We start from the raw sequence: 21,391 nt of genomic DNA on the forward strand, positions 1-21,391 counted from the left end.
ATTCATCTTTTTTTTCTCAATTGGAAACATTAATCTATATACACAAAAAAAATACACCCAGTTAAGAAATAATTTTAGAGAGACATACCAAGAATCTATGAGAAAAATTGGGTATGTTCATTTTAGAGTAACTCCTATTGAACACTATTACGATATACTATTTGCTGCAGGACACACAAAAGCAATAGAATTTTGGGATAAAGCACAAGCCATAAAATTCGACGGACAAAGAAGTTTATTTTAATCAGATGAGAACAACAAAAATTGAATGGACAGAAAGAACATGGAATCCAGTGACAGGCTGTACGAAAATATCTGAAGGATGTGAACATTGTTATGCAGAAACGATGTCCCGTAGATTATATGCTATTGGGAACTCTAAATATAAGAATGGATTTCAGTCCACAGTTCATCCAGAAGATCTGTATGAACCATTACGATGGAAAAAACCATCTACTATTTTTGTCTGCTCAATGAGTGATCTTTTTCACAAAGATGTATCCTTTTGATTTTATCGATAAGTTTTTGGAATCATACGGAGCACACCTCAGCATAATTATCAAATATTGACAAAACGTGCTGAGCGAATGGCGGAATACTTTTCCAGTCGGAACATTCCGCACAATGCTTGGTTGGGTGTAACGATAGAAGCTAAAAGAACAAAATTACGCATAGATTACATTCGAAATCTAAAGGCTCCGATAAGATTTATTTCATTCGAACCTTTATTAGAAGATTTAGGAGAACTAGATTTAACGGGTATTAATTGGATTATTGTTGGTGGGGAAAGCGGAACGCAGGCTCGTCCTATGAAAGAAGAATGGGTGTTAAATATCAAAAAACAAGCTGATAAATTGCATATTCCTTTTTTCTTTAAACAATGGGGCACATGGAGTCCTGAAGGCATTAAAAGCAATAAAAAAGCAAATGGAAAACTACTGCAAGGGATTGTTGTGCAGAATATGCCAACTGTAAAATGACAATTACTCTTTAGAATACTACATATCTGTATGACAAATGTATGACAAAATGAAATTGCCCCCCCTTGCAGGCATCTGTAAGGGGGGATGGATGATATTTCTTATAATATTTTCTTTTTCACTAATAGGGGGTATGTGGCAAGTTGTGTGCAAATTGTGTGCACCAAAAAGAAAAGAGGTTACGATAAAAATCGTAACCTCTTGATTTTATGGCTTCTCAACAAGAACTTAAACCTTTTATCCCCTGATTAACAGTTTTACACCACGAAACCAAATCAATAATATAGATAACTAGCTCGTTCAAAGAATATACAAATAAAAACAAGCATTATATCACTATTGTTATTCCGTCATTTTTTACACCTTTTTTACACCCTGTGAAAACAAAAACAGGTGTTAATCAATTGATTAACACCTGTTTTTAGTACCCCCGACGGGAATCGAACCCATATCACCAGAACCGGAATCTGCCATTCTATCCATTGAACTACAGGGGCGGTCTTCGAATTGCAGCACAAAGATGCAACATTTTCGGATTTAATACAAATCTTGACGCCGATTAAGTGTTAAAATTTGCAGAATCCCGTTCCGGCGGCCGTTTCCGTACCGCCGTTTCTGCCTCCCGGCCGGATTACTTCCACGAACCGGCGAAGTGGTGGATGCAGTACGTGTTGTCCGTTATCGTGATTTTTCCGGTTTTGTAATCTTTCGGGCAGAAGTAGTCTTTCGGGAAGATGTGCAGGGAGTCGTCGTAAATCTGGAACGTGTTGTCCAGTTTTACGCCCCGCTTTTTCAGAATGCGCGAGATTATGACCGTGCTCGGGGTTTTGTTCAACCGGCCGTTCCAGCGGATGAACGGTTTCCTGTTCATGTATTTCCAGTACTCGTCGGTCCATGCGGCTCCTTTCTCGCTGCCGACGATCCCGGTGTGCAGCAGCGTGTCGGATTCGAAACTCATGAAGGCGGGCAGTTCCAGCAGCGGATCGAGGTTTTTGATGATTTCGATATCGGTATCCAGCCAGATGCCGCCGTGCTCCCGCAATAACTGCAGCCGGACCGGGTCAATGACGAACGCATATTTCTTTTTTTGGTAGGCCTGCCGCGTGAACTTGATCGAGTTTACGTCGTAGTTGTCTTCGTTCCAGAGCATCAGCTTGTAGTCGGGCAGGAATTTTTTCCACGATTCGATGCACTTCAGGTTGTCTTCCGGCATCGGACCGCGTCCGAACCAGCAGTAATGGATAATTTTCGGTATCATAATTTGTCAGGTATGGTGCAAAAGTAGTTCTTTTTGTCTAAAAAGTAATGATTTTTCCGGAATATCGCGGCGCTCCGGCGCGGAATCCGCCGGATTGCCGTCCCGGGGATGTCGTCGCGGGGATAATTCTTCGGAGAAGGTGGGGCGGCGAATTGCATATTTTTGTACCTTTGTCACTCTGTCGAAATTATTAAAAACAATATAGATGGCTTTACAATGCGGAATCGTGGGGCTGCCGAACGTCGGCAAATCGACCCTGTTCAACTGCCTGTCGAATGCGAAAGCGCAATCGGCGAATTTTCCTTTTTGCACGATCGAGCCTAACGTGGGCGTGATTACGGTGCCCGACGAGCGGATCGTGAACCTGGTAAAGATCGACAATCCGAAAAAGACGATCCCTACGACCATCGAGATCGTCGATATCGCGGGGCTGGTCAAAGGGGCTTCGCGGGGCGAGGGTCTCGGCAATAAGTTTCTGGCCAATATCCGCGAGACGGACGCTATCATTCATGTGCTGCGCTGTTTCGACGATGACAACATCACGCACGTAGACGGCAGCGTCGATCCCGTCCGCGACAAGGAGATCATCGACGCCGAGCTGCAACTGAAAGACCTCGAAACGGTCGAGAGCCGCATTGCCAAAGTGCAGAAGCAGGCTGCGACCGGGGATAAGAGCGCCAAACGGCTGTTCGACATCCTGTCGCGTTACAAGTCGGCGCTGGAGCAGGGCAAAAGCGCCCGCACCGTCGAACTGGACAAGGAAGACCGCAAGCTGGTCTACGATTTGCATCTGCTGACCGATAAGCCGGTGCTCTATGTCTGCAACGTGGACGAAAAAAGCGCGGTTGGCGGGAATGCTCATGTAGAGGCGGTACGCGGCGCGATCCGCGAAGAGAATGCCGAACTGCTGATCGTAGCGGCCGCTACCGAGGCCGATATCGCCGAATTGGATACTTACGAGGAGCGACAGATGTTTCTCGAGGAGGTCGGACTGAAAGAATCGGGCGTCAACCGGTTGATCCGGGCGGCGTACAGTCTGTTGAATCTCGAAACCTATTTTACGACCGGCCCGGACGAAACCCGCGCCTGGACGTATGCGAAAGGAACGAAGGCGCCGCAGGCCGCCGGGATCATTCACACCGATTTCGAACGTGGCTTTATCCGCGCCGAGGTGATCAAATACGACGATTACGTGCGTCTCGGTTCTGAAAAAGCGTGCCGCGAGGCGGGTAAGATCGCCATCGAAGGCAAGGAGTACGTCGTACAGGACGGCGATATCATGCATTTCCTGTTCAACGTGTAGGCGGACGGCGTTGTTGCGGAACGAATTTATAAACAGACTGTTATGGAGCCGGTTGTAGACGAATGGATGTACGGGGTGCTGCGGGAACTGGGTTTTTCCGTGGAGACGGCCGATGTATGGGACCGCTGGGTGGTGCTGGGTTTTATCGTGGCGATCGCTTTCGTGTCGGACTTCGTTTGCAGGCAGTTGTTGCTGCGGGTGGTCAAGCGGATCGTCGCGCGCACCAAGGCGACCTGGGACGATATCCTGTTCGAAGACTGGGTGCTGCGGCGGCTGTGTCACATCGTGCCGCCGGTGTTGATCTATTTCCTGTTGCCGCTGGCCTTTCCGCCGGAATCCGGCATGGTGGCGTTCGTGCTGAAACTGCTGCTGATCTACGTGATCGCCGTGGTGTTGCGGTTTGTCAACGCTTTTCTCAAAGCGCTGCACGATGTGGCCGACCAGAAGGAGGAATTGCAGGGGAAACCGCTGAAAGGACTGATGCAGACCGGACAGGTGATCGCCTTTTTCGTTTGCATCATACTCATTATATCGATCCTGATCGACAAGTCGCCGGCGCGGCTGCTGGCCGGGCTGGGCGCTTCGGCAGCGATCTTGATGTTGGTCTTCAAGGACAGCATTATGGGACTCGTGTCCGGTATCCAGTTGACCGCAAACGATATGCTGCATGTGGGCGACTGGATCTCGATGTCGAAATACGGCGTCAACGGCCGGGTGACCGAAGTGACGCTGAATACGGTGAAAGTGCGTAACTGGGACAATACGATCGTCACCGTGCCGCCGTACCTGCTGATCAGCGACTCGTTCCAGAACTGGCGCCCGATGCAGGATTCGGGCGGACGGCGCGTGATGCGGTCGGTCAATATCGACATGAACAGCGTTCGTTTCTGTACGCCGGAGATGCTCGACCGCTTTCGGAAAATCCGGTTGTTGAAGGATTACATCGACGAAACGGAACGCCTGATCGCCGAGAGCAACGAGCAAGCCGGGGTGGAGAACGATCCGGAACCGGTCAACGGTCTGCACCAGACGAATCTGGGCGTGTTCCGCGCTTATCTGGAACGCTACCTGCGCAGCCTTGCCGGAATCAACCAGGAGATGATGCTGATGGTGCGCCAGTTGCAGCCGACCGAGAAGGGGTTGCCCGTCGAACTCTATTTCTTTTCGAAAGTGACCGAGTGGACGGTTTACGAAAAAGTACAGGCCGATGTGTTCGACCATGTGCTGGCGGTTATCCCGGAATTCGGCTTGCGGGTATTTCAGAACCCCGCAGGCAGCGATGTGCGGGATCTGAAAGGAGAAATTTAGCGGCGGGGTTGCCGGGGCGTATTTCCGGGAAAGTGCAGCCGCTTGCCGCGTCGGGCGAAACGCCCGGAGGCAGATCGAACAAAAAGGCCGGATGCGACATTGCATCCGGCCTTTTCGGCGAATGTCCCGCACGGGGCGGATTTATTTTTCGTATCGTTTTTCGACGGTGTTCCAGTCGACCAGTTCCCAGAAATTTTTCAGATAATCGGGCCGCACGTTGCGGTAATCGATGTAGTAGGCGTGTTCCCACACGTCGACGGTCAGCAGCGGATGCAGCCCCTTGCGCAGCGGATTGCCTGCGTTCGATTCCGACACGATCGACAGTTTGCCGTTGTCGTCGGCCGCCAGCCATGTCCATCCCGAGCCGAACAGCCCGGCCGCCGCTTTCGTAAATTGCTCTTTAAAAGCATCAAAAGAACCGAAATCACGATTGATCGCTTCGGCCAGTTTGCCGCTTGGCATCGATTTTGGAGTAGGTGAGAGTGTGAAGAAGAAGAACGTATGGTTCCACACTTGTGCGGCGTTGTTGTAGATCGGGCCGCTTTCGGCTTTGACGATGATCTCCTCGAGCGGCATGTTCTCGTACGGAGTGCCCGGGATCAGGTTGTTCAGGTTGTTGACATAAGCCTGATGATGTTTTCCGTAATGATATTCGATGGTTTCTTTGCTCATCTTCGGAGCAAGCGCATCCGCCGCGTAGGGGAGCTGGGGCAGTACATGTACCATAAGTAATAAAGTATTGATGATTGACATTGTGATTGTATAAATTGATTGTACCAAAGGTAATAACAAATTTAATACCATATAGCAAACACCCGTTTAATAATTATTAATTGACCGAATTATGGAAAAAAGAGATTTGATCGGCAGTCTGACCGAACAGAACCTGCTGAAGGCGTTCGCCGGGGAGTCGCAGGCCGCCAACCGTTACCGCATGTATGCGAAACAGGCCCGCAAGGACGGTTATGAAAAAATCGCCGACTTTTTCGAAGAGACCGTACATAACGAATTGAGGCATTCCAAGATTTATTTCGAGTTCCTGAAAGGAGGCATGGTCGAGATCACGGCATCGTATCCGGCCGGGATCATCGGCACGACGCTGCAAAACCTCGAAGAGGCGCGCCAGGGCGAGTATGACGAGTGGATGGATCTGTATCCCGGTTTCGGCAAGGTGGCCGAGGCCGAAGGATTTCGTGAGATCGCGATGCGCTTCTACCAGATCGCCGAGATCGAGAAAACCCACGAAGAACGTTTCCGCGGCTTGTACGAAACCCTCGAGGCCGACCAGATTTTCCATAAGGAGGAGGAGATCGTATGGCGCTGTCTGGAGTGCGGCCATATCCATGTTGGCAAGGAGGCTCCGAAAAAGTGTCCCGTCTGCCTGCATCCGCAGGCGTTTTTCGAAATTCGCTGCGACAAATATTAACAGTTTCGGTAATAGGCGAACCGGGAGTCCCTTCGGAGGCTCCCGGTTTCGTTTGCGGCAACGAGTATTTCTGTTCGGGACTTTTGAGCGTAACGAGCATCAGCACGGGATTGCTGTCTTCGGAGTAGCCTTCCATCATTTTCTCCGGGATTATGTTCCGGTTGACCGGAGTGTCGCCGTAATAGAACAGGTGCGATTGAAGGTCGACGATCGCCCGGTCGTCCCAGGTCGATCCCGCCGCTGTACCGTCATAATTAATTGAAAGGCAAACGGATTTTTGCTTTTGAGCAGGTCGATCGGGTAGGATTCTTGTCGCTCTTTGTCGTACAGCAGCGTGATCGACGGTTCGTTTTCTTTGTTGGAGTATGGAACAGCGCATGGGTTTTCGTGTCCAGGAACGATCCGTTGAACGTCGCCCGGCACATGCCGCCGCCGCGCTTAGGCCGATTAGCAAGCCCATGCGTTTCAGAAATTTTTTTTAGCTGGTTTGCGGCTCATATCGTTTTACCGTCGGTTTATAACAAATATTAGGAAAAAAACAGCGGAAACAGATATCTGTTTCCGCTGTTTTTTCGGTTGCTTGGTTCGATCCGTGAGAACGGCTTATCGCTGTTTACATGGGAACATTTCCCGATCCATTGTTTCCATCGATCCAATCGGTGATGGAGTGGCTAAAAGAGATATCCTGATCTTTGATCTTCAGTGTAATGGTAGAGGTTTTCCCTGCTTCGAGCGTTACTGCGGGCGAAATTGAAACGGCCGTTGCTGAGACTTGGTCGCCGATCTTTATGTTGACCGTTGAAATGTTCTGTGCCGGGAGAATAAGCGGATTTCCGACCGCAGTGGTAGTAGCCGTGTTTATGGTCAGCGGCGAAGTCACGAAATCCTTTTCGGCGGCCGAACCGTCCGGCTGTACTTCCCCGCCGAGCGAAAGCGTGCCTTCGGTCTGTACCGAAACCGTGACGGAATTGATTTTCAGTTCGGGATTCGGAACACGTTCCGTTTCGATTTTGATAACGAGCTGGGCCATTTTGTGCACGAACGGAAGTTCAACCGCGTTTTGGCTTTTGGTTGACGCTGCGGAAGCGACCAGCAGGTCCGTTCCCGCCGGAACGGTGACGACAGGGGCTTTGCCTGCTTCTGCCGGGGCGATCGTAAGCGTCGAGGGATGGATCGCGTAGAACTGGTACTGCGCATCGGCCGCATTCGAATAGTATTTCATTTCCGAAGCGGTTTTGTACGTTATGGCTCCGCTTCCGTCGGCGCTCAGCGTGATCCCGTCCATGAAGTTAGCGGCCTTCCAGGTAAGCGTTCCGGTGTGTTCTACGGCATACGCTACAAAATCTTCGTTGTTGAACTTGTTGTCGACAACTGCTTTGCTGTCCGCTTCGGGAGTTTGGTTGACGACCGCCTCGATACTTTGGCTGAATCGGACCGGAATCGGATCGTCGGAAAGATTTCCTTTTCTGTTATCGGAATCGTCGGATGATTTCGAGCAGCTCAGCAAAGCCGTTGCAGCCAGTGCCGAAATGAATAACATTTTTTTCATAATATTTTTTTAAGTCGATTAATGAGTGTTGGTTTGCCAGTGTGTTCGAATTGCGCAACAAATGTATGCAATGTTTCGCAATAAAACAGTGTAATAGCGGTAATTTTTTAATAAAATATTGTATTTTTATTTCCGGTATCCGGGATGGATTTTATTTATTATTGTATTTTTGACAATAGTATATTATATAAATGAAGCGTAATCCTCCTATCGGGGATCGCGACCGGTTCCCGGGTAGGTGGGGTTCATGGTATTCGGGGAAATTTTAAAAAATAATTTAGCGGCATTTTTCATACTTATCTGATCTTTTTTTAATACTTTTGCAAATTGTATTTGTATAATCAACGCGGCGGAAGATCCGTCGTTTTCTGGCGTTTAAATTTTTTTGCTGGTAGAAATGACAATTGATGATTTTAATGTGTTGGTAGCCACTGAGGAACACACTCAGTTTGCACAGACTATCTGTGACGAGATGGCCGAATCCGCCAAAGCCCGCGGAACGGGTATCGCCAAACGTACGGCCGAATACGTTTCGAACAAAATGCGTCAGGGGAAAGCGGTGATCGCATTCCATAAAGACGGGACATGGGCCGGTTTCAGCTACATCGAATCGTGGGGACACGGCGACTATGTGGCCAATTCGGGATTGATTATCAACCGAAGTTCCGAAAGCTGGGGTTGGCCAAGGCGATCAAGACCAAGACGTTTTTCCTCTCGCTGAAGATGTTTCCGGGAGCGAAGCTTTTCGGGTTGACCACCGGCATGGCCGTGATGAAGATCAATTCCGAGTTGGGTTACCGCCCTGTCATTTATTCCGAGCTGACCGACGACGACCAGTTCTGGAAAGGATGCGAGAGTTGCGTGAACTATTCGATCCTGCAGAGCAAGGGACGTAAGAACTGCCTGTGCACGGCGATGCTGTTCGATCCGAAGCACGATACGGTGAAGATTCCGATCGACCAGGAACTGCTCGAACATAAGGACGAAGAAAAAAAATAGCGAAAGCGGGGCCTCCGGCCCCGGGGTATACGAATTTATTGAAATAAAGCGATAAGACAGCGATGAAAAAAGTAGTATTGGCTTTCAGCGGAGGATTGGATACCTCGTACTGTGCGATTTACCTTTCGAAAGAGATGGGATTGGAAGTGCACGCCGCCTTGGCGAACACCGGCGGATTTTCGGCCGAGGAACTTGCCTCGATTGAAAAGCGAGCTTACGATCTCGGCGTAAAGAGCTACGTGGCGCTCGACGTGACGCAGGATTATTACCAGCATGCGATCAAGTACATGATCTTCGGAAATGTGCTGAAAAACGGAACTTATCCGATTTCGGTCAGCTCCGAGCGGATCTCGCAGGCGACGGCCATTGCCAAATACGCCCGCGAAATCGGCGCCGACTACCTTTGCCACGGCAGCACCGGGGCCGGTAACGACCAGGTGCGCTTCGACATGGTGTTCAACATCATCGCTCCGGAGATCGAGGTGATCGCGCTGATCCGCGAGAAGCGTCTGAGCCGCGAGGAGGAGATCGCCTACCTGCGCGGACACGGGGTTAACTTCGATTTCAAGAAGGCCGAATATTCGATCAACCAGGGTATCTGGGGAACGTCGGTCGGCGGCAAGGAGACCCTTACGTCGAGCGAAACGCTGCCCGAAGAGGCTTACCCGTCGCAGTTGAAAGAAACGCAGCCGCGCCGCGTGACGCTGACGTTCGAAAAGGGCGAGTTTGTAGCTCTCGACGGCAAGCGTTTCGACGACCGCATCGCCGCGATCCAGGCGTTGCAGGCGATCGCTTCGCGGTATGCGATCGGCCGCGACATGCACATCGGCGATACGATCATCGGGATCAAAGGCCGCGTCGGTTTCGAAGCCGCCGCCCCGATGGTGATTATCAAGGCGCACCACATGCTCGAAAAGCATACGCTGACCAAATGGCAGTTGTACTGGAAAGACCAGATCTCGGCCTTTTACGGCAACTACCTGCACGAGGGACAGTATTACGATCCGGTGATGCGCGATTTCGAAGCGTTTCTCGAAAGCACGCAGCGCACGGTCAGCGGCGACGTTTACGTCGAATTGCACCCGTACCGTTTCGTATTGGTCGGCATCAAGAGCGATCACGACCTGATGAGCAACAAGTTCGGCGCTTACGGCGAGACGATGAACGATTGGACGAGCGAAGATGTCAAGGGTTTCGGTAAAATCTTCGGCAACCAGAATAAAATTTATTATAAGGTAAACGAAAAACTGAAATAGCGATGAAGTGGGTCTACCTGTTGCTGGCGATCGTTTCGGAGGTCGTTGCGACGAGCGCGCTGAAATCTTCGGAGTCGTTCAGCAGGTTGTGGCCGTCGGTGCTTACGGTTGTGGGGTATGGCGTAGCGTTCTACCTGCTGAGCCTCACGTTGCGGGAGATGCCCGTAGGGATTGCCTATGCGATATGGAGCGGCGTGGGGATCGTGTTGGTCTCGCTGGCGGCCGTCGTACTGTTCGGCCAGAAGCTCGATCTGCCGGCTGATCGGGATGGGACTCATCGTTGCGGGGGTAATCGTAATCAACGTTTGCTCGAAAAGCGTAGTACATTAACGTGTAATTTCTGAACCGGATTCTTATGGTAAGAGTAGGTATTATAGGAGGTGCAGGATATACGGGTGGCGAGGCTATCCGTATTCTTTTAAATCACCCGGATGTCGAGCTGGCGTTCGTACACAGCAACAGCAACGGCGGCAACCGTCTGAGCGACGTGCATATCGACCTGTTGGGCGAAACCGATATGCGTTTTACGGACCAGTTGCGTACCGACGTCGATGCGCTGATGCTGTGCGTCGGCCACGGCGATGCCCGCAAATTTTTAGAAGCCACGCCGATTCCCGATTCGGTGCGGATCATCGACCTGAGCCAGGATTTTCGGCTGCAGGCGACTGCTTCGATCGGGAACAGGCAGTTCGTGTACGGCCTGCCGGAACTGAACCGCGAAAAGATCCGCGCGGCGCGCAACATCGCCAATCCGGGGTGTTTTGCGACCTGCCTGCAACTGGGCATACTGCCGTTGGCTGCGGCCGGGCTGCTGACGGGCGACGTGCAGGTAACGGCCGTCACCGGTTCGACCGGCGCCGGGCAGAAACTGGCCCCGACTTCGCATTTCAGCCAGCGGGTCAACAACCTGTCGGTCTATAAGGCGTTTGAACACCAGCACCTGAACGAAATCGGCGAGAGCGTCCGTGCGCTGATGCCGTCGTTCTCTCATGCGATCAATTTCATTCCGTATCGGGGCGATTTCGCGCGCGGGATCATCGCGTCGATTTATGTAGACTGTCCGCTGTCGCTCGAAGAGGTGCAGAAGGTCTACGGCGATTTCTATGCGGATGCCGCGCTGACGTTCGTAAGCGACCGGAACATCTATCTCAAGCAAGTGGTCAATACGGCCAAGTGTGTGTTGTCGCTCGAGAAACACGGCGACAAGTTGTTGGTTATGAGTGCGATCGACAACTTATTGAAAGGAGCCTCCGGCCAGGCCGTGCAGAACCTGAACCTGATGTTCGGTCTGGACGAGCGTGCGGGGTTGCGCTTGAAACCGGTCGCGTTTTAACGAAATTTTACGGACGGTGCAGAGGTTGCGGACTCGCCGGGGCGTTTCGGAAAAATTGTTTTACTCAAAAAATCGGAAAATATGGATTTGTTCAAAGTGTACCCCCTGTGGGATATCGATATCGTACGCGCCGAGGGCTCGTACGTCTGGGACGATAAAGGAACCCGTTATCTGGATATGTACGGCGGACATGCCGTAATTTCGATCGGGCACACGCATCCGCACTATGTGGATACGGTCGTAAACCAGTTGAAGCATATCGGATTCTATTCGAATTCGGTAATTATCGACCAGCAGCGCGAGTTGGCTGATAAGTTGGGCGAACTTTCCGGCAAGCGGGATTACCAGCTTTTCCTGTGCAATTCGGGAGCCGAGGCGAACGAAAACGCCTTGAAACTGGCGTCGTTCCATAACGGAAAAAGCAAGGTGATCGCGATGAAAGGCGCCTTTCACGGCCGTACGTCGCTTGCGGTGGCTGCTACCGACAATCCGAATATCGTCGCTCCGGTCAACCGTACCGACAACGTGATCTTCGTTCCGTTGAACGACGAGGCCGCTTTGGAGGAAGCGTTTAAAAATAACGAAATATCGTCCGTGATCGTCGAGGCGATTCAGGGCGTTGGCGGCATCCGTATCGCGAGCCGCGAGTTCCTGCGCAAAATCCGTTCGTTGTGCGACCGCTACAATGCGGTTTACATCGCCGACGAGGTGCAGTGCGGCTGCGGACGTACCGGGCAGTACTATGCATCGGATTGGGCAGACGTCCATGCCGATATTTATACGATGGCCAAGGGGCTCGGCAACGGGTTTCCGATCGGGGCCATTGCGATTGCGCCGCACATTGCGCCGAAGTTGGGTATGCTCGGTACGACATTCGGCGGCAACCACCTGGGATGCGCCGCTGCGATTGCCGTCGCCGACGTAATGGCCGGGGATCGACTGATCGACAACGCCCGCGAAATCGGCGAATACCTGACGGCCGAGCTGAAAAAGCTGCCCGGCGTGAAAGAGGTTCGCGGGCGAGGCCTGATGATCGGAATCGAACTGTTCGAAGATTCCGCCCCGTTGCGTAAAAAGCTGTTGTTCGACGAGAAGATTTTCGTCGGTTCGTCCGGAAACAAGAACGTGTTCCGCCTGCTGCCGGCGCTGAATGTCAAAAAAGAGCATGTCGATGCATTGCTCGCCGCACTGCGCAAGTTATTAACAGTCTAATGTGCAAAAGATGTTAAAAGTTGTCAAAATAGGCGGAAACGTTGTCGATAACTCCGAGAAGCTGGATCGTTTTTTGCAGGATTTCGCGTCGCTCGAAGGGCCGAAAGTGCTGGTGCACGGCGGCGGCAAGATCGCCACGACGATCGGCAAGGCGCTCGGGATCGAGACGCAGATGATCGGCGGTCGCCGGGTGACGGATGCCGAGACGCTGAAAGTGGTGACGATGGTTTACGCCGGGCTTATCAACAAAACGATTGTAGCTAAATTACGAACAGCCGGTTGCAATGCGGTCGGTTTGTGCGGCGCCGACGGCGGGTTGATCGTATCCCGGCGACGCAATCCGAAGCCGGTCGATTACGGTTTCGTCGGCGATCCGGAGTTGGAGCGTTTCGGGACGGCGACTGCGAAAACGCTGATCGACGCCGGTTATACGTTGGTCGTCGCGCCGATTACGGTGGACGGCGCCGACGGCAGCCTGCTCAATACGAACGCCGATACGGTGGCCCGTACGATGGCCGTCGGGCTGTCCGGGACGTTCGAGACCGAATTGGTCTATTGTTTCGAGAAACGGGGCGTGCTGATGGATGTCGACGACGACCGCAGCGTGATCCCGGAGATTACGCCGGCGCGGTTTGCGCAGCTTCGTGCGGACGGGATCGTGGCGGACGGTATGCTGCCGAAACTCGAGAATGCGTTCGACGCGATTGAACACGGGGTGCGGAGCGTGGCGATTTGCAGCGCCGACGCTGTCGCCGAAAAAGGATACGGCGGTACGACGTTGAAAGCGGATTGATTCGGCGGAAATGCCGGTAGGCGGATGTCGTCCGATGCACCGTGCAGGGAATACCTGAAACCGCGCGTGCCGGTGGCACGGCATAAACAGAAAATATCGCAAGGATGAAAAAAAGTATTTTATTCGGAATCTGGTTATTCGTGTCGTGCCTTACGGCTTGTACGGACAAGACGGAAAGCGGTGGGTCGGGAGGTTCATCGGGAGGCTCTTCGGGGTACGAAGGACGGCCGCTGCCGGTCGTGTTCCATGTGCTGTACGAGGATGCGACCGACGCGCAGCAGAATCCGGCGCAGTCGGTTTTCGTGCGGCATATCAACCGGTTGAATGCGTTTTATGCGGCTACGCTTTTCGGCGGAGGCGCGAGCGTCGCCGTCGACGTGTCGTTCAAGCTTGCCGCGACCGATCCGCAGGGGAACAAAATGGCGGAGCCGGGGATACACCGGGTATCGTACGCCGGCGCAGGGTCGATGGATCCGGTGGCTTTTATGGATTCGAAACATCCGGAGGGATCGGCCAATGCCGGAATATTCTGGGATCCGAACCAATACGTCAATATATGGGTGTTCGGCTTCAAATCTTCGCAGGAAGAAGCCGATGCGGGCGCTACGGTGACCGGAATCACGCATTTGCCGTTCGCCGCTTCCCGTTATCCGCTGGACGGGTTGGTACTCGATGAAAAGGATGTTTATCAGGACTATCTGCCTACTTACATGCATGGCATGACGCTGAATAATAGCTTCTTCAGTGAGGAAGAGGGCGCTTTCACGCTGTGGCATGAGATGGGGCATTATCTCGGTCTTTTCCATGCTTTTGCCGACGGACAGGGTGATCTGTGCGCCGACGTGGACGATTACGGAGACGACTATTGCAGCGATACGCCGAAGTACAGTCGTCCCGAGTATATGGTGCTGTTTAACGAATTGAATAAGCCCGAAACGACCGAAGAGGAGTGGAAACAGCTGGAATACCGGACTTCCTGCAGCGGCGTCCGTTTCCGTTCGACCAACGTGATGGACTATTATCTGGGCGACCGGACATCCGTGACGGCCGATCAGCGCGACCGGATCGACTTCGTGTTGAATCACAGTCCGCTGATTCCGCGGACTTCGACCAAATCGGTCGCCGACCGGCCGCTCGCCGATCCGGCTCTGGAACCGAAACCGATTCTGATGGAGTAGAAGTTATGAAAACGTTCGCTGGATTCATCGTCGGGATTATGTTGGCCGGGAGCGTCTGCGGCCTGGGGAGGCGGCATCCGCAGCCGGCCCTGCCGGGCGGATTTCCGGCGAAAGGGACTTTCGTGCTGACGGATGCCGACGGACGCGTCCGTTTCGATCTGGAGTTCGGGAAGGACAGTCTGCGCATGTTCCGGTACCGGATCTCCGATGCGGCCGACAGCCTGCGGTATGTCTCTGCCGAGCAGTCGTCCCGCGGCCGGAAAACGGTTCGGATCGAAGAGGCCGCCGGGCGTCCGTTTCGTCCGGGCGACCGGGTGACGGTCGTGCTGAAGGACGGCCGCCGGAAAACGTGGCGCTATACGCCTTATTTGCCGTAGGGGGCAGGAAAGTCCGGAGTCGGCGGAACGGTGCGCGAAATGAATGGATTACTGATTTGTAAATTGAATAAATGATGGAATTGAAAATTGCTCTTTTGCCCGGGGACGGCATCGGCCCGGAAATCGTGGGCGAAGCGGTAAAGGTTTTGAACAGCGTTGCCGCAAAGTACAAACACACGTTCAACTACCAGAAGGCGCTCGTAGGCGCTTGCGCGATCGACGCGACCGGCGATCCGTATCCGGCCGAAACGCACGCCGTTTGCCAGGGAGCCGATGTGGTGCTGTTCGGGGCGATCGGCGATCCGAAGTACGATAACAATCCGTCGGCCAAGGTGCGTCCGGAACAGGGGCTGCTCCGGATGCGCAAGTCGCTCGGCTTGTATGCCAACCTGCGTCCGTTGGCCGTGTTCGATTCGCTGGCCGATCGTTCCCCGCTGAAAACCGAGATCGTCAAAGGCGCCGATTTTCTGTGCGTGCGCGAACTGACCGGCGGTATGTATTTCGGTCGTCCGCAGGGCCGTAGCGAGGATGGCAACACGGCCTACGATACCTGTGTTTATACCCGCGAAGAGGTGGAACGCATCCTGCACCTGGCGTTCGGCCTGGCCCGCAAGCGCCGCAAACAGCTGACCGTCGTGGACAAAGCCAACGTGATCGCCACGTCGCGCCTGTGGCGTCAGATTGCCAAAGAGATGGCTCCGCAGTATCCGGACGTTACCGTCGAATTCATGTTCGTCGACAACGCCGCGATGCAGATCATCCAGCGCCCGACGCACTTCGACGTGATCGTGACCGAGAACCTGTTCGGCGATATCCTGACCGACGAGTCGAGCGTAATCAGCGGTTCGCTCGGTATGCTTCCGTCCGCTTCGGTCGGAGCGAAAGTGGCCCTGTTCGAACCGATTCACGGCAGCTACCCGCAGGCGGCCGGTAAAAACATTGCCAACCCGATGGCGACGATCTTGTCCGCAGCGATGATGCTGGAACACGTGGGACTCGAAAAAGAAGGCAAAGCGATCCGCGACGCCGTCAACAAGGCGATCGAGGCGGGCGTCGTCACAGAAGACCTCGTCAGCGCCGGAGGCAAGGCCGCTTCGACGACCGAGGTGGGCGATTTCGTAGCCACCGCCGTTTAGGTTGCTGTTCGGTGTTGTCTACATATAACAAGGTGCACTTTTTTTTAAGTGCACCTTGTTGGTTTGTATTCGGAAATTCGGGGAGACGAAGAAAAGATTTCGATTTTAAAATCTACGAATGGTTTATTGGATAAAGGAGTACTTCGCTTTCAGTATTTGCATATAGCGTTTCATCACTTCCGGAAAAGATTTGTCAGGAATAAATAGCTCGCTTATATGTAGATCTGGATGGAGTATAAAACAATAAGGGATCTGTTGTTTATCCACCGGCAGAATTTTTTCGATGTTATATAGCGCTATATTTTTGGTCTGTATGGTTTTCGTTCTCTGTTTAAATGGATATGTTTCACTGTATCCGGCGAATATAATAGTTTGAATTGAAGCCGATTCTGCAAACTCGGCTAATTGGGAAAGACCGAATGCGATGCATTCGGAGCAATCGCGTTGCTGATAGCGGAAAATAAGCGCCGGTTTTTCGCATACGACTTTTTGCAAAGAAACCGTGCGGTCTGCAGTATCTTTTATCGGAATATCCTGAATTTTCATTCCGTCATATTCGAAAGTATAAAACAAGTTGCTTTCTATATATTCCAAAGCGAAATTGTCGGATACTATGGAATGAATGACAGAATCTTTGATGCGGATTTCTTTGTGCGAGATAATTGTACGGCGCATCAAAATGAGATCTGTAATAAGCAATACGATTAAAAGAAGAATTAAAACTCCATTTTTTCTCAACGCGAATACGATTTTCAGGTTAGTAGTTGTTCTTATTGTTTCCGGGCTCTCGGAGCTCATAAAATACCAATACGGGGTTGCTGTTTTCGGTTAAGCCGTCCATCACTTCGGGATGTCGTTCTTTCCAGGCGGGAGAAGAACCGAGGATAATTCTGTAGGCAGGGATGACAGCCATAAAAAGATTTTCGTAACAAGCGCAAGAGCCGTTAAGGAAAATTTTTGTAAAGAAATCTTCGTTGTTACGTGGAGGCAGAGTTAACCGGTAGGTTTTGCCGGTCGTTTTTGAATACAGGTAAGGCGCTATGATTTCACGCGGAGGCGTGGAGATATTGAATAAAGCGAAATCTTTTCCGTCCGCATAATCTCCGTAAAAGAAAGAATTCGTTTTATACATCTTTTCCAGGCTTTCCTGGGTGATGTCGGGCGGTAAATTGCAGGCGCCATTGATGGATGTCATATTCAGGTGATATTTTCCCGTTAACTGCCCGTCGGGAGTCGCCTGGTAGATCGTATCGCAAAAATAAGGATTGATCTGAATGTCGTTTCCGAATTTTTTCAAAGTGGGTTTCGTGGACGAAATGGCGAGATAGCGGTTCTGAATAGCGCTGCTTTCGGGATTAAAATTACGATCCATAAATAAAATTAGATTGTCGGTATGCTTGGAACCGGGCGATACGGCTTCTGCCGGATTCTCTCTGTATGTTGCACCGACCGCTTTGTCTGCCGAGGCATATTCGAGCGTCAAAAACGTTGTCGAAATCTTTTTGCTTTCTATGAAATTTCCAGCCAGGTCGAAAAAAACTACTTTTTTCCCTAAATCGTCGACGATCGCGATTTTTTGTCGGTCAGGGGTTAGCGTTACGTGGAATAAAGATATGTATTCTTGCGGACCTCTACCTTGGCGGTGAATGATCGCTTTGTTTTTTCCTGTTTTATCGAAAATGAAAACAGATTTCGAATGAAGTTTATCCACCAGAATTATGTGATCGTCCGTAATAAGTGTTTGCCAGAGCTCCCCGATTGGAAAATTGTCGGTAGAATCTAATCGAACGAACCGATAGTTGGCAATAACGCTGTCTATGTTTATGGTATTTTTATCATCGAAAACGACTTCTCTCATTCCGGAAATGTCGGTCATTGCCTGGCGATCGTTTTTTGATACGCAGCACCAGAAAAAAAATAGGGTGAATAAATACAGGGGAATTTTCATAAATAATTTTATTATTTATTCCGGACCGTCTTAAAAGACGGTCCGGAAATTTGTCACTCGATTAAAGTTGAAGACATGCCGGTTCGGGAGTACAGGAACCACTGCCTGCCGTGCATGTATTACCATGCCCTTTGGTAAACTCTCCGGTAGCGGCGAAATACGGATTGCCCTGCGAATCATAGAGAACTTCATACACAGGGCAATCGGCAGTGTAAGGGACGGATACTCCTTTCGAGCCTTCTGATTCGCTTCGGGCTAAAGCTTCTATACTGCCCATGGTGATCGATTTGATTGATGTGCTTTTGTCGGTAAGATAAATAGAAGCTCCAGCACAAAAGAGAACCAGCATAGAAAAACTTTTAAATACGATCGTTTTCGTAAAAATACAATGTTTTAAGGTTTATTGAAAATATTTTCGAATTTATATTATTTGTAAAATATAAAAAACTCTTGATTAGTTTTTTTTTTTTTTTTTTTTGTTCTTTTTTTGATTTGTGGAGAGCATGATTTTCTATGAAACAGTAACTTTAGGCTGTTTATGTGATAAATATAGATTCTTTATTGTCCGGAAAATATGCTATTTTTGTGCAAACGGTTGCATTGAAGCGAATGTCGAGTTGGCATGCTGTCCGATTATTTTGCTTCAGAATCGATAACCTAAAACCTTGTCTACCCCATGAGAAAAGAGATCATCCTTTGCGGTTTGCTGGCATGTGCCGTAGGTACGGTGCATGCGCGCGGCGGTTCATCCGACTATTGGAACCGACAGTTGCAGATCGGTTCTTTCCGACTGCCCCCTCCTCCGACGGGTTTTGTGCCGGAGTACCTCGATCTGAACGGGGACGGGAAGCCGGATGCGATCCGCAGCGTCACGCGGGACGATATTCCCGTGCTGTGGCTCGATGACGACGGCGATATGCGGGAAGGCGACCTCGAAGGCGATCTCGACAACGACTGCTTGCTGATCGACCGCGACAAGGACGGCGTTTACGACTTGGTCGTCAAGTATGCCGACCTGGACGCGACGGCCGGGCCGACTTGCAGTTGATCGCCGAGTATCCGAAAGAGGGCGTCGCGCGGGGATGGCCGAACGGGCACTACATGATCGTGCTGGATACCGACCGCGACGGGGTGTTCAACTATATCAACTGGAACACGATGTTGCTCGAATGCTGGGAGAAGTACGGCATCTCGGATTTTTATACCGATTACAGCGGGCAGTCGGCCTTTATCAAGATACATACGTCGACCGATCAGATGAAAGACCTGCGGCTGAACTGGGAGAATCCGTTCCTGTTCTACGATCCCGACCGCGACGGACTGTCGGAGATGGCGATCCGGATTGTCGATACGCCGCAGCCCGATCCGGCGGCTCAGGCCGACGGATTCGAGAAGCAGCAGGTTGCCGGCCGGGCCGATTGGGTATCGATCGCCGTCGATCTGGACAACGACAATGCGCCGGGCAACGATTTCGATTTCGACTGTACGCTCGGCTTTATGGGCGGCGGGTTCGATTATACGGATCAGGTGCACGCGTTGCGGAACATGCGCGGGTTGCCCGAGGCCGACCGCTTTTTCATCGACCCGCGTTTCCGCGAGCTGACCGAACTGATTTATGCCGACCATAAGAACGCCTGGAATCTGATCTATCGCCGGGGAGAGTGGAAGCAGGCCTACCTGGTGTTCGACGAGGACGACGATTGCGCCCGTTGGGAACGGGTCGAGTTCTATTATCCGATGGATCCGTTCAAAATGGGTTCGGGTAAAGGCGGCGTGGACAATCATCCCCAATCCGATTGGGCCGGCGACCGCGGGGAGTGGGATCTGGACAATTCCGGCGGAGGACGGTTGTATGTCGGCCGTTTCGACGGGCGTATCCACCTGTACGGCGCGGAGTGGGGGTGCTGGCGCATCGACCAAACGGCCCGTTATTTCCAGGGATACGACCGGTCGTGGCAGAACAAGGCTCCTAAAAGTTTCGCAACGGTTAAATATACCGATACCGACGATAACGGCTTTCTCGACTGCATCGAATACGATCTGGACGGAGATCGGGTTTTTGAGACGAAGATCGAACTGAAAGCCCTGGGCGTGGACGACAGGTGCGAACTGATCGACGTTTCGGATTTCAAATACGGCGATTTCACCCGTCTATATAAAAAGGTGTCCGGCAAGATGTGGGCGAATGCGGTCGCTGCCCGCAAGGCGGCCGAACGTTTCGGATTGAATACCCTTTGGTATGCCAAACTGCAGCAGCCTTCCTCGCTGCGCGAGCAATACCGCGACGGTTACTGGCTGCAATTCTATATTTATAAAGATCTCGAAAATTTATTTATGCGGGAAAACGATTCGGCGATGCTCGAAAAACTCCAGGCGGCCTATTTTTCGTCCGATTGGGCCCGGCTTTCCCGGTAGCGGATCGGAAATCCGTTGCCGGATTTCCGACTAATGCGGTCGCACCGACGGCCGGCGCCGGATTTTTTACCGTCCGGAACGACGGTTTTCGGACGCTTTCGGTCGACAGATACCGAAAAACGGATGTTTTTTCGGGAAATTTCCGGACGTTTTTTCGACGCGGCTGGCAGAACCGGACGGTGTAAGTGGCGAAATCCTACGGTTCGCGCGGTACGGATTTGCGGTAGCGATTCGAATTCCCGGAAAAAACGGCAGCCGATTTCTGCGGCCGTTTCCGACGAAATGTCGTATTCGGCGGGTTGCGTGCGACGGATCCTCGTATAAAAGCGAACTTTCGTGGTGTCGTTAATGCGTTTGTATATAACGGTTTGTACGTTTGGTCGGGAAAATAGTGAAAAAATGTTTCCGAAATATTTGGAAAGAAACTTTAAAAGTCTCTATATTTGCACCCGCTAAACGAAAGACAAGTCTGGCAAAGCGTTCTGAAAAGGTTTGAAAATTTTCAAAAAAAGATTTGGTAGTTTCGAAACGAACACATATCTTTGCGCCCCGTTAGACGATTGAAACGGAAGTTTAACAACAAGGTTCTTTAAAAATATTTCGAAAGTTTCTCAGCGAAAGTTTGGAGATTTGAAAAATACTCTTTACCTTTGTGGCCCCGAAAGTTCGATAAGAATTTTACAGGGCGTTGAAACGACGAAATTTTGTAAGAAAAGAATAAGTTCTTTGAAGTATTTAAGCAGCTAAAGTTTATTCTTACCAGTCTGATAAAGACGGTAATAATTTTCAACATACCTTTGAGTAGAGCTAAGATTTAAATTTTTTACAATGGAGAGTTTGATCCTGGCTCAGGATAAACGCTAGCGGCAGGCCTAACACATGCAAGTCGAGGGGCAGCGGAAGAAGTAGCTGCTACTTCT

19 protein-coding genes, 1 tRNA gene, 1 rRNA gene and 3 pseudogenes are annotated in these 21,391 nt (G+C 51.3%); 17 read left to right on the top strand and 7 right to left on the bottom strand.

Annotated features, from left to right (window positions below):
• Positions 1 to 244 (top strand): hypothetical protein (locus DW082_RS14735; RefSeq protein WP_220452663.1); only part of this gene is annotated, 244 nt, incomplete at its 5' end.
• A 4-nt stretch (positions 245 to 248) separates the two neighbouring features.
• A pseudogene (locus DW082_RS13315) lies at positions 249 to 980 on the top strand (phage Gp37/Gp68 family protein).
• Between the two features lie 425 nt (positions 981 to 1,405).
• On the opposite strand, the gene DW082_RS13320 reads toward DW082_RS13315, so the two are convergent.
• Together DW082_RS13320 and DW082_RS13325 are read right to left on the bottom strand one after the other, a co-directional pair.
• Positions 1,406 to 1,477, bottom strand: a tRNA-Arg gene (locus tag DW082_RS13320).
• A gap of 134 nt (positions 1,478 to 1,611) precedes the next feature.
• A complete protein-coding gene (locus DW082_RS13325) occupies positions 1,612 to 2,238 on the bottom strand; it encodes a glycosyltransferase family 32 protein (protein ID WP_101572369.1) in 627 nt (208 codons plus the stop codon).
• A gap of 205 nt (positions 2,239 to 2,443) precedes the next feature.
• Between DW082_RS13325 and ychF the strand changes: the two genes are divergently transcribed.
• Both ychF and DW082_RS13335 read left to right on the top strand, forming a co-directional pair.
• Positions 2,444 to 3,541 (top strand): redox-regulated ATPase YchF, encoded by a 1,098-nt coding sequence (ychF, locus tag DW082_RS13330; RefSeq protein ID WP_055206376.1) that lies wholly within the window; start codon positions 2,444 to 2,446, stop codon positions 3,539 to 3,541.
• Between the two features lie 42 nt (positions 3,542 to 3,583).
• Positions 3,584 to 4,849, top strand: coding sequence for a mechanosensitive ion channel family protein (locus DW082_RS13335; RefSeq protein ID WP_259335638.1), 1,266 nt, complete (start codon positions 3,584 to 3,586; stop codon positions 4,847 to 4,849).
• 141 nt (positions 4,850 to 4,990) lie between these two features.
• Here DW082_RS13335 and DW082_RS13340 read toward each other — a convergent pair whose 3' ends face one another.
• Positions 4,991 to 5,575: a superoxide dismutase gene (locus DW082_RS13340; RefSeq protein WP_101572371.1), complete on the bottom strand. Its 585-nt coding sequence runs from the start codon at positions 5,573 to 5,575 to the stop codon at positions 4,991 to 4,993.
• Between the two features lie 118 nt (positions 5,576 to 5,693).
• Between DW082_RS13340 and rbr the strand changes: the two genes are divergently transcribed.
• Positions 5,694 to 6,275, top strand: a complete 582-nt coding sequence (rbr, locus tag DW082_RS13345; RefSeq protein WP_118459019.1) for a rubrerythrin — start codon at positions 5,694 to 5,696, stop codon at positions 6,273 to 6,275.
• Positions 6,276 to 6,888: 613 nt separating this feature from the next.
• Here rbr and DW082_RS13350 read toward each other — a convergent pair.
• Entirely contained in the window at positions 6,889 to 7,824 is a 936-nt protein-coding gene (locus tag DW082_RS13350) for a fimbrillin family protein (protein WP_118459021.1), read from the bottom strand.
• 397 nt (positions 7,825 to 8,221) lie between these two features.
• Between DW082_RS13350 and DW082_RS15560 the strand changes: the two are divergent.
• From DW082_RS15560 to leuB, 9 genes and pseudogenes are all read left to right on the top strand, one after another.
• A pseudogene (locus DW082_RS15560) lies at positions 8,222 to 8,823 on the top strand (GNAT family N-acetyltransferase).
• Positions 8,824 to 8,885: 62 nt separating this feature from the next.
• Complete coding sequence (locus DW082_RS13360) at positions 8,886 to 10,079, top strand: argininosuccinate synthase (protein WP_055206390.1); 1,194 nt, start codon at positions 8,886 to 8,888, stop codon at positions 10,077 to 10,079.
• A 2-nt stretch (positions 10,080 to 10,081) separates the two neighbouring features.
• Positions 10,082 to 10,409, top strand: a pseudogene (locus DW082_RS13365) (DMT family transporter).
• 25 nt (positions 10,410 to 10,434) lie between these two features.
• On the top strand, positions 10,435 to 11,412 hold the full coding sequence (gene argC, locus DW082_RS13370) for an N-acetyl-gamma-glutamyl-phosphate reductase (protein WP_118459023.1): 978 nt from the start codon (positions 10,435 to 10,437) through the stop codon (positions 11,410 to 11,412).
• 81 nt (positions 11,413 to 11,493) lie between these two features.
• A complete protein-coding gene (locus tag DW082_RS13375) occupies positions 11,494 to 12,624 on the top strand; it encodes an aspartate aminotransferase family protein (RefSeq protein ID WP_101572381.1) in 1,131 nt (376 codons plus the stop codon).
• Positions 12,625 to 12,634: 10 nt separating this feature from the next.
• Positions 12,635 to 13,417 carry an acetylglutamate kinase gene (gene argB, locus DW082_RS13380; RefSeq protein WP_055206397.1) on the top strand — a complete coding sequence of 261 codons (783 nt, stop codon included), beginning with the start codon at positions 12,635 to 12,637 and terminating at the stop codon, positions 13,415 to 13,417.
• 104 nt (positions 13,418 to 13,521) lie between these two features.
• Positions 13,522 to 14,595, top strand: a complete 1,074-nt coding sequence (locus tag DW082_RS13385; RefSeq protein ID WP_101572383.1) for a zinc-dependent metalloproteinase lipoprotein — start codon at positions 13,522 to 13,524, stop codon at positions 14,593 to 14,595.
• 5 nt (positions 14,596 to 14,600) lie between these two features.
• Positions 14,601 to 14,972 carry a hypothetical protein gene (locus DW082_RS13390; protein WP_101572385.1) on the top strand — a complete coding sequence of 124 codons (372 nt, stop codon included), beginning with the start codon at positions 14,601 to 14,603 and terminating at the stop codon, positions 14,970 to 14,972.
• 74 nt (positions 14,973 to 15,046) lie between these two features.
• Positions 15,047 to 16,108 (top strand): 3-isopropylmalate dehydrogenase, encoded by a 1,062-nt coding sequence (leuB, locus tag DW082_RS13395; protein ID WP_118459032.1) that lies wholly within the window; start codon positions 15,047 to 15,049, stop codon positions 16,106 to 16,108.
• A gap of 123 nt (positions 16,109 to 16,231) precedes the next feature.
• Here leuB and DW082_RS13400 read toward each other — a convergent pair whose 3' ends face one another.
• The 3 genes from DW082_RS13400 to DW082_RS14365 all read right to left on the bottom strand — a co-directional run bounded on the left by DW082_RS13400 (position 16,232) and on the right by DW082_RS14365 (position 18,405).
• Positions 16,232 to 16,846: a hypothetical protein gene (locus DW082_RS13400; RefSeq protein ID WP_147387056.1), complete on the bottom strand. Its 615-nt coding sequence runs from the start codon at positions 16,844 to 16,846 to the stop codon at positions 16,232 to 16,234.
• Positions 16,847 to 16,865: 19 nt separating this feature from the next.
• The gene (locus DW082_RS13405) at positions 16,866 to 18,056 is read right to left on the bottom strand and encodes a 6-bladed beta-propeller (RefSeq protein ID WP_118459026.1); all 1,191 of its coding nucleotides are present in this window, start codon (positions 18,054 to 18,056) and stop codon (positions 16,866 to 16,868) included.
• Between the two features lie 61 nt (positions 18,057 to 18,117).
• Positions 18,118 to 18,405, bottom strand: coding sequence for a hypothetical protein (locus tag DW082_RS14365; RefSeq protein WP_147387058.1), 288 nt, complete (start codon positions 18,403 to 18,405; stop codon positions 18,118 to 18,120).
• Positions 18,406 to 18,732: 327 nt separating this feature from the next.
• Between DW082_RS14365 and DW082_RS15225 the strand changes: the two genes are divergently transcribed.
• The 3 genes from DW082_RS15225 to DW082_RS13420 all read left to right on the top strand — a co-directional run.
• Positions 18,733 to 19,104: a hypothetical protein gene (locus tag DW082_RS15225; RefSeq protein ID WP_259335639.1), complete on the top strand. Its 372-nt coding sequence runs from the start codon at positions 18,733 to 18,735 to the stop codon at positions 19,102 to 19,104.
• A complete protein-coding gene (locus DW082_RS13410) occupies positions 19,095 to 20,471 on the top strand; it encodes a hypothetical protein (protein ID WP_259335640.1) in 1,377 nt (458 codons plus the stop codon). Before DW082_RS15225 ends, DW082_RS13410 begins: the two co-directional genes overlap by 10 nt.
• Positions 20,472 to 21,296: 825 nt before the next feature.
• Positions 21,297 to 21,391: ribosomal RNA gene (locus tag DW082_RS13420) — 16S ribosomal RNA — on the top strand; the annotation flags it as partial.

Origin of the sequence: Alistipes sp. AF48-12 (assembly GCF_003477565.1) — a bacterium.
In the GTDB taxonomy this organism is placed as follows: domain Bacteria; phylum Bacteroidota; class Bacteroidia; order Bacteroidales; family Rikenellaceae; genus Alistipes_A; species Alistipes_A hominis.

Coding starts and splice junctions, on each gene's coding strand:
- DW082_RS13325 (WP_101572369.1), bottom strand. CDS start 2,238: ATGATACCGAAAATTATCCATTACTGCTGGTTCGGACGCGGTCCGATG.
- ychF (WP_055206376.1), top strand. CDS start 2,444: ATGGCTTTACAATGCGGAATCGTGGGGCTGCCGAACGTCGGCAAATCG.
- DW082_RS13335 (WP_259335638.1), top strand. CDS start 3,584: ATGGAGCCGGTTGTAGACGAATGGATGTACGGGGTGCTGCGGGAACTG.
- DW082_RS13340 (WP_101572371.1), bottom strand. CDS start 5,575: ATGGTACATGTACTGCCCCAGCTCCCCTACGCGGCGGATGCGCTTGCT.
- rbr (WP_118459019.1), top strand. CDS start 5,694: ATGGAAAAAAGAGATTTGATCGGCAGTCTGACCGAACAGAACCTGCTG.
- DW082_RS13350 (WP_118459021.1), bottom strand. CDS start 7,824: ATGAAAAAAATGTTATTCATTTCGGCACTGGCTGCAACGGCTTTGCTG.
- DW082_RS13360 (WP_055206390.1), top strand. CDS start 8,886: ATGAAAAAAGTAGTATTGGCTTTCAGCGGAGGATTGGATACCTCGTAC.
- argC (WP_118459023.1), top strand. CDS start 10,435: ATGGTAAGAGTAGGTATTATAGGAGGTGCAGGATATACGGGTGGCGAG.
- DW082_RS13375 (WP_101572381.1), top strand. CDS start 11,494: ATGGATTTGTTCAAAGTGTACCCCCTGTGGGATATCGATATCGTACGC.
- argB (WP_055206397.1), top strand. CDS start 12,635: ATGTTAAAAGTTGTCAAAATAGGCGGAAACGTTGTCGATAACTCCGAG.
- DW082_RS13385 (WP_101572383.1), top strand. CDS start 13,522: ATGAAAAAAAGTATTTTATTCGGAATCTGGTTATTCGTGTCGTGCCTT.
- DW082_RS13390 (WP_101572385.1), top strand. CDS start 14,601: ATGAAAACGTTCGCTGGATTCATCGTCGGGATTATGTTGGCCGGGAGC.
- leuB (WP_118459032.1), top strand. CDS start 15,047: ATGGAATTGAAAATTGCTCTTTTGCCCGGGGACGGCATCGGCCCGGAA.
- DW082_RS13405 (WP_118459026.1), bottom strand. CDS start 18,056: ATGAAAATTCCCCTGTATTTATTCACCCTATTTTTTTTCTGGTGCTGC.
- DW082_RS14365 (WP_147387058.1), bottom strand. CDS start 18,405: ATGCTGGTTCTCTTTTGTGCTGGAGCTTCTATTTATCTTACCGACAAA.
- DW082_RS15225 (WP_259335639.1), top strand. CDS start 18,733: ATGAGAAAAGAGATCATCCTTTGCGGTTTGCTGGCATGTGCCGTAGGT.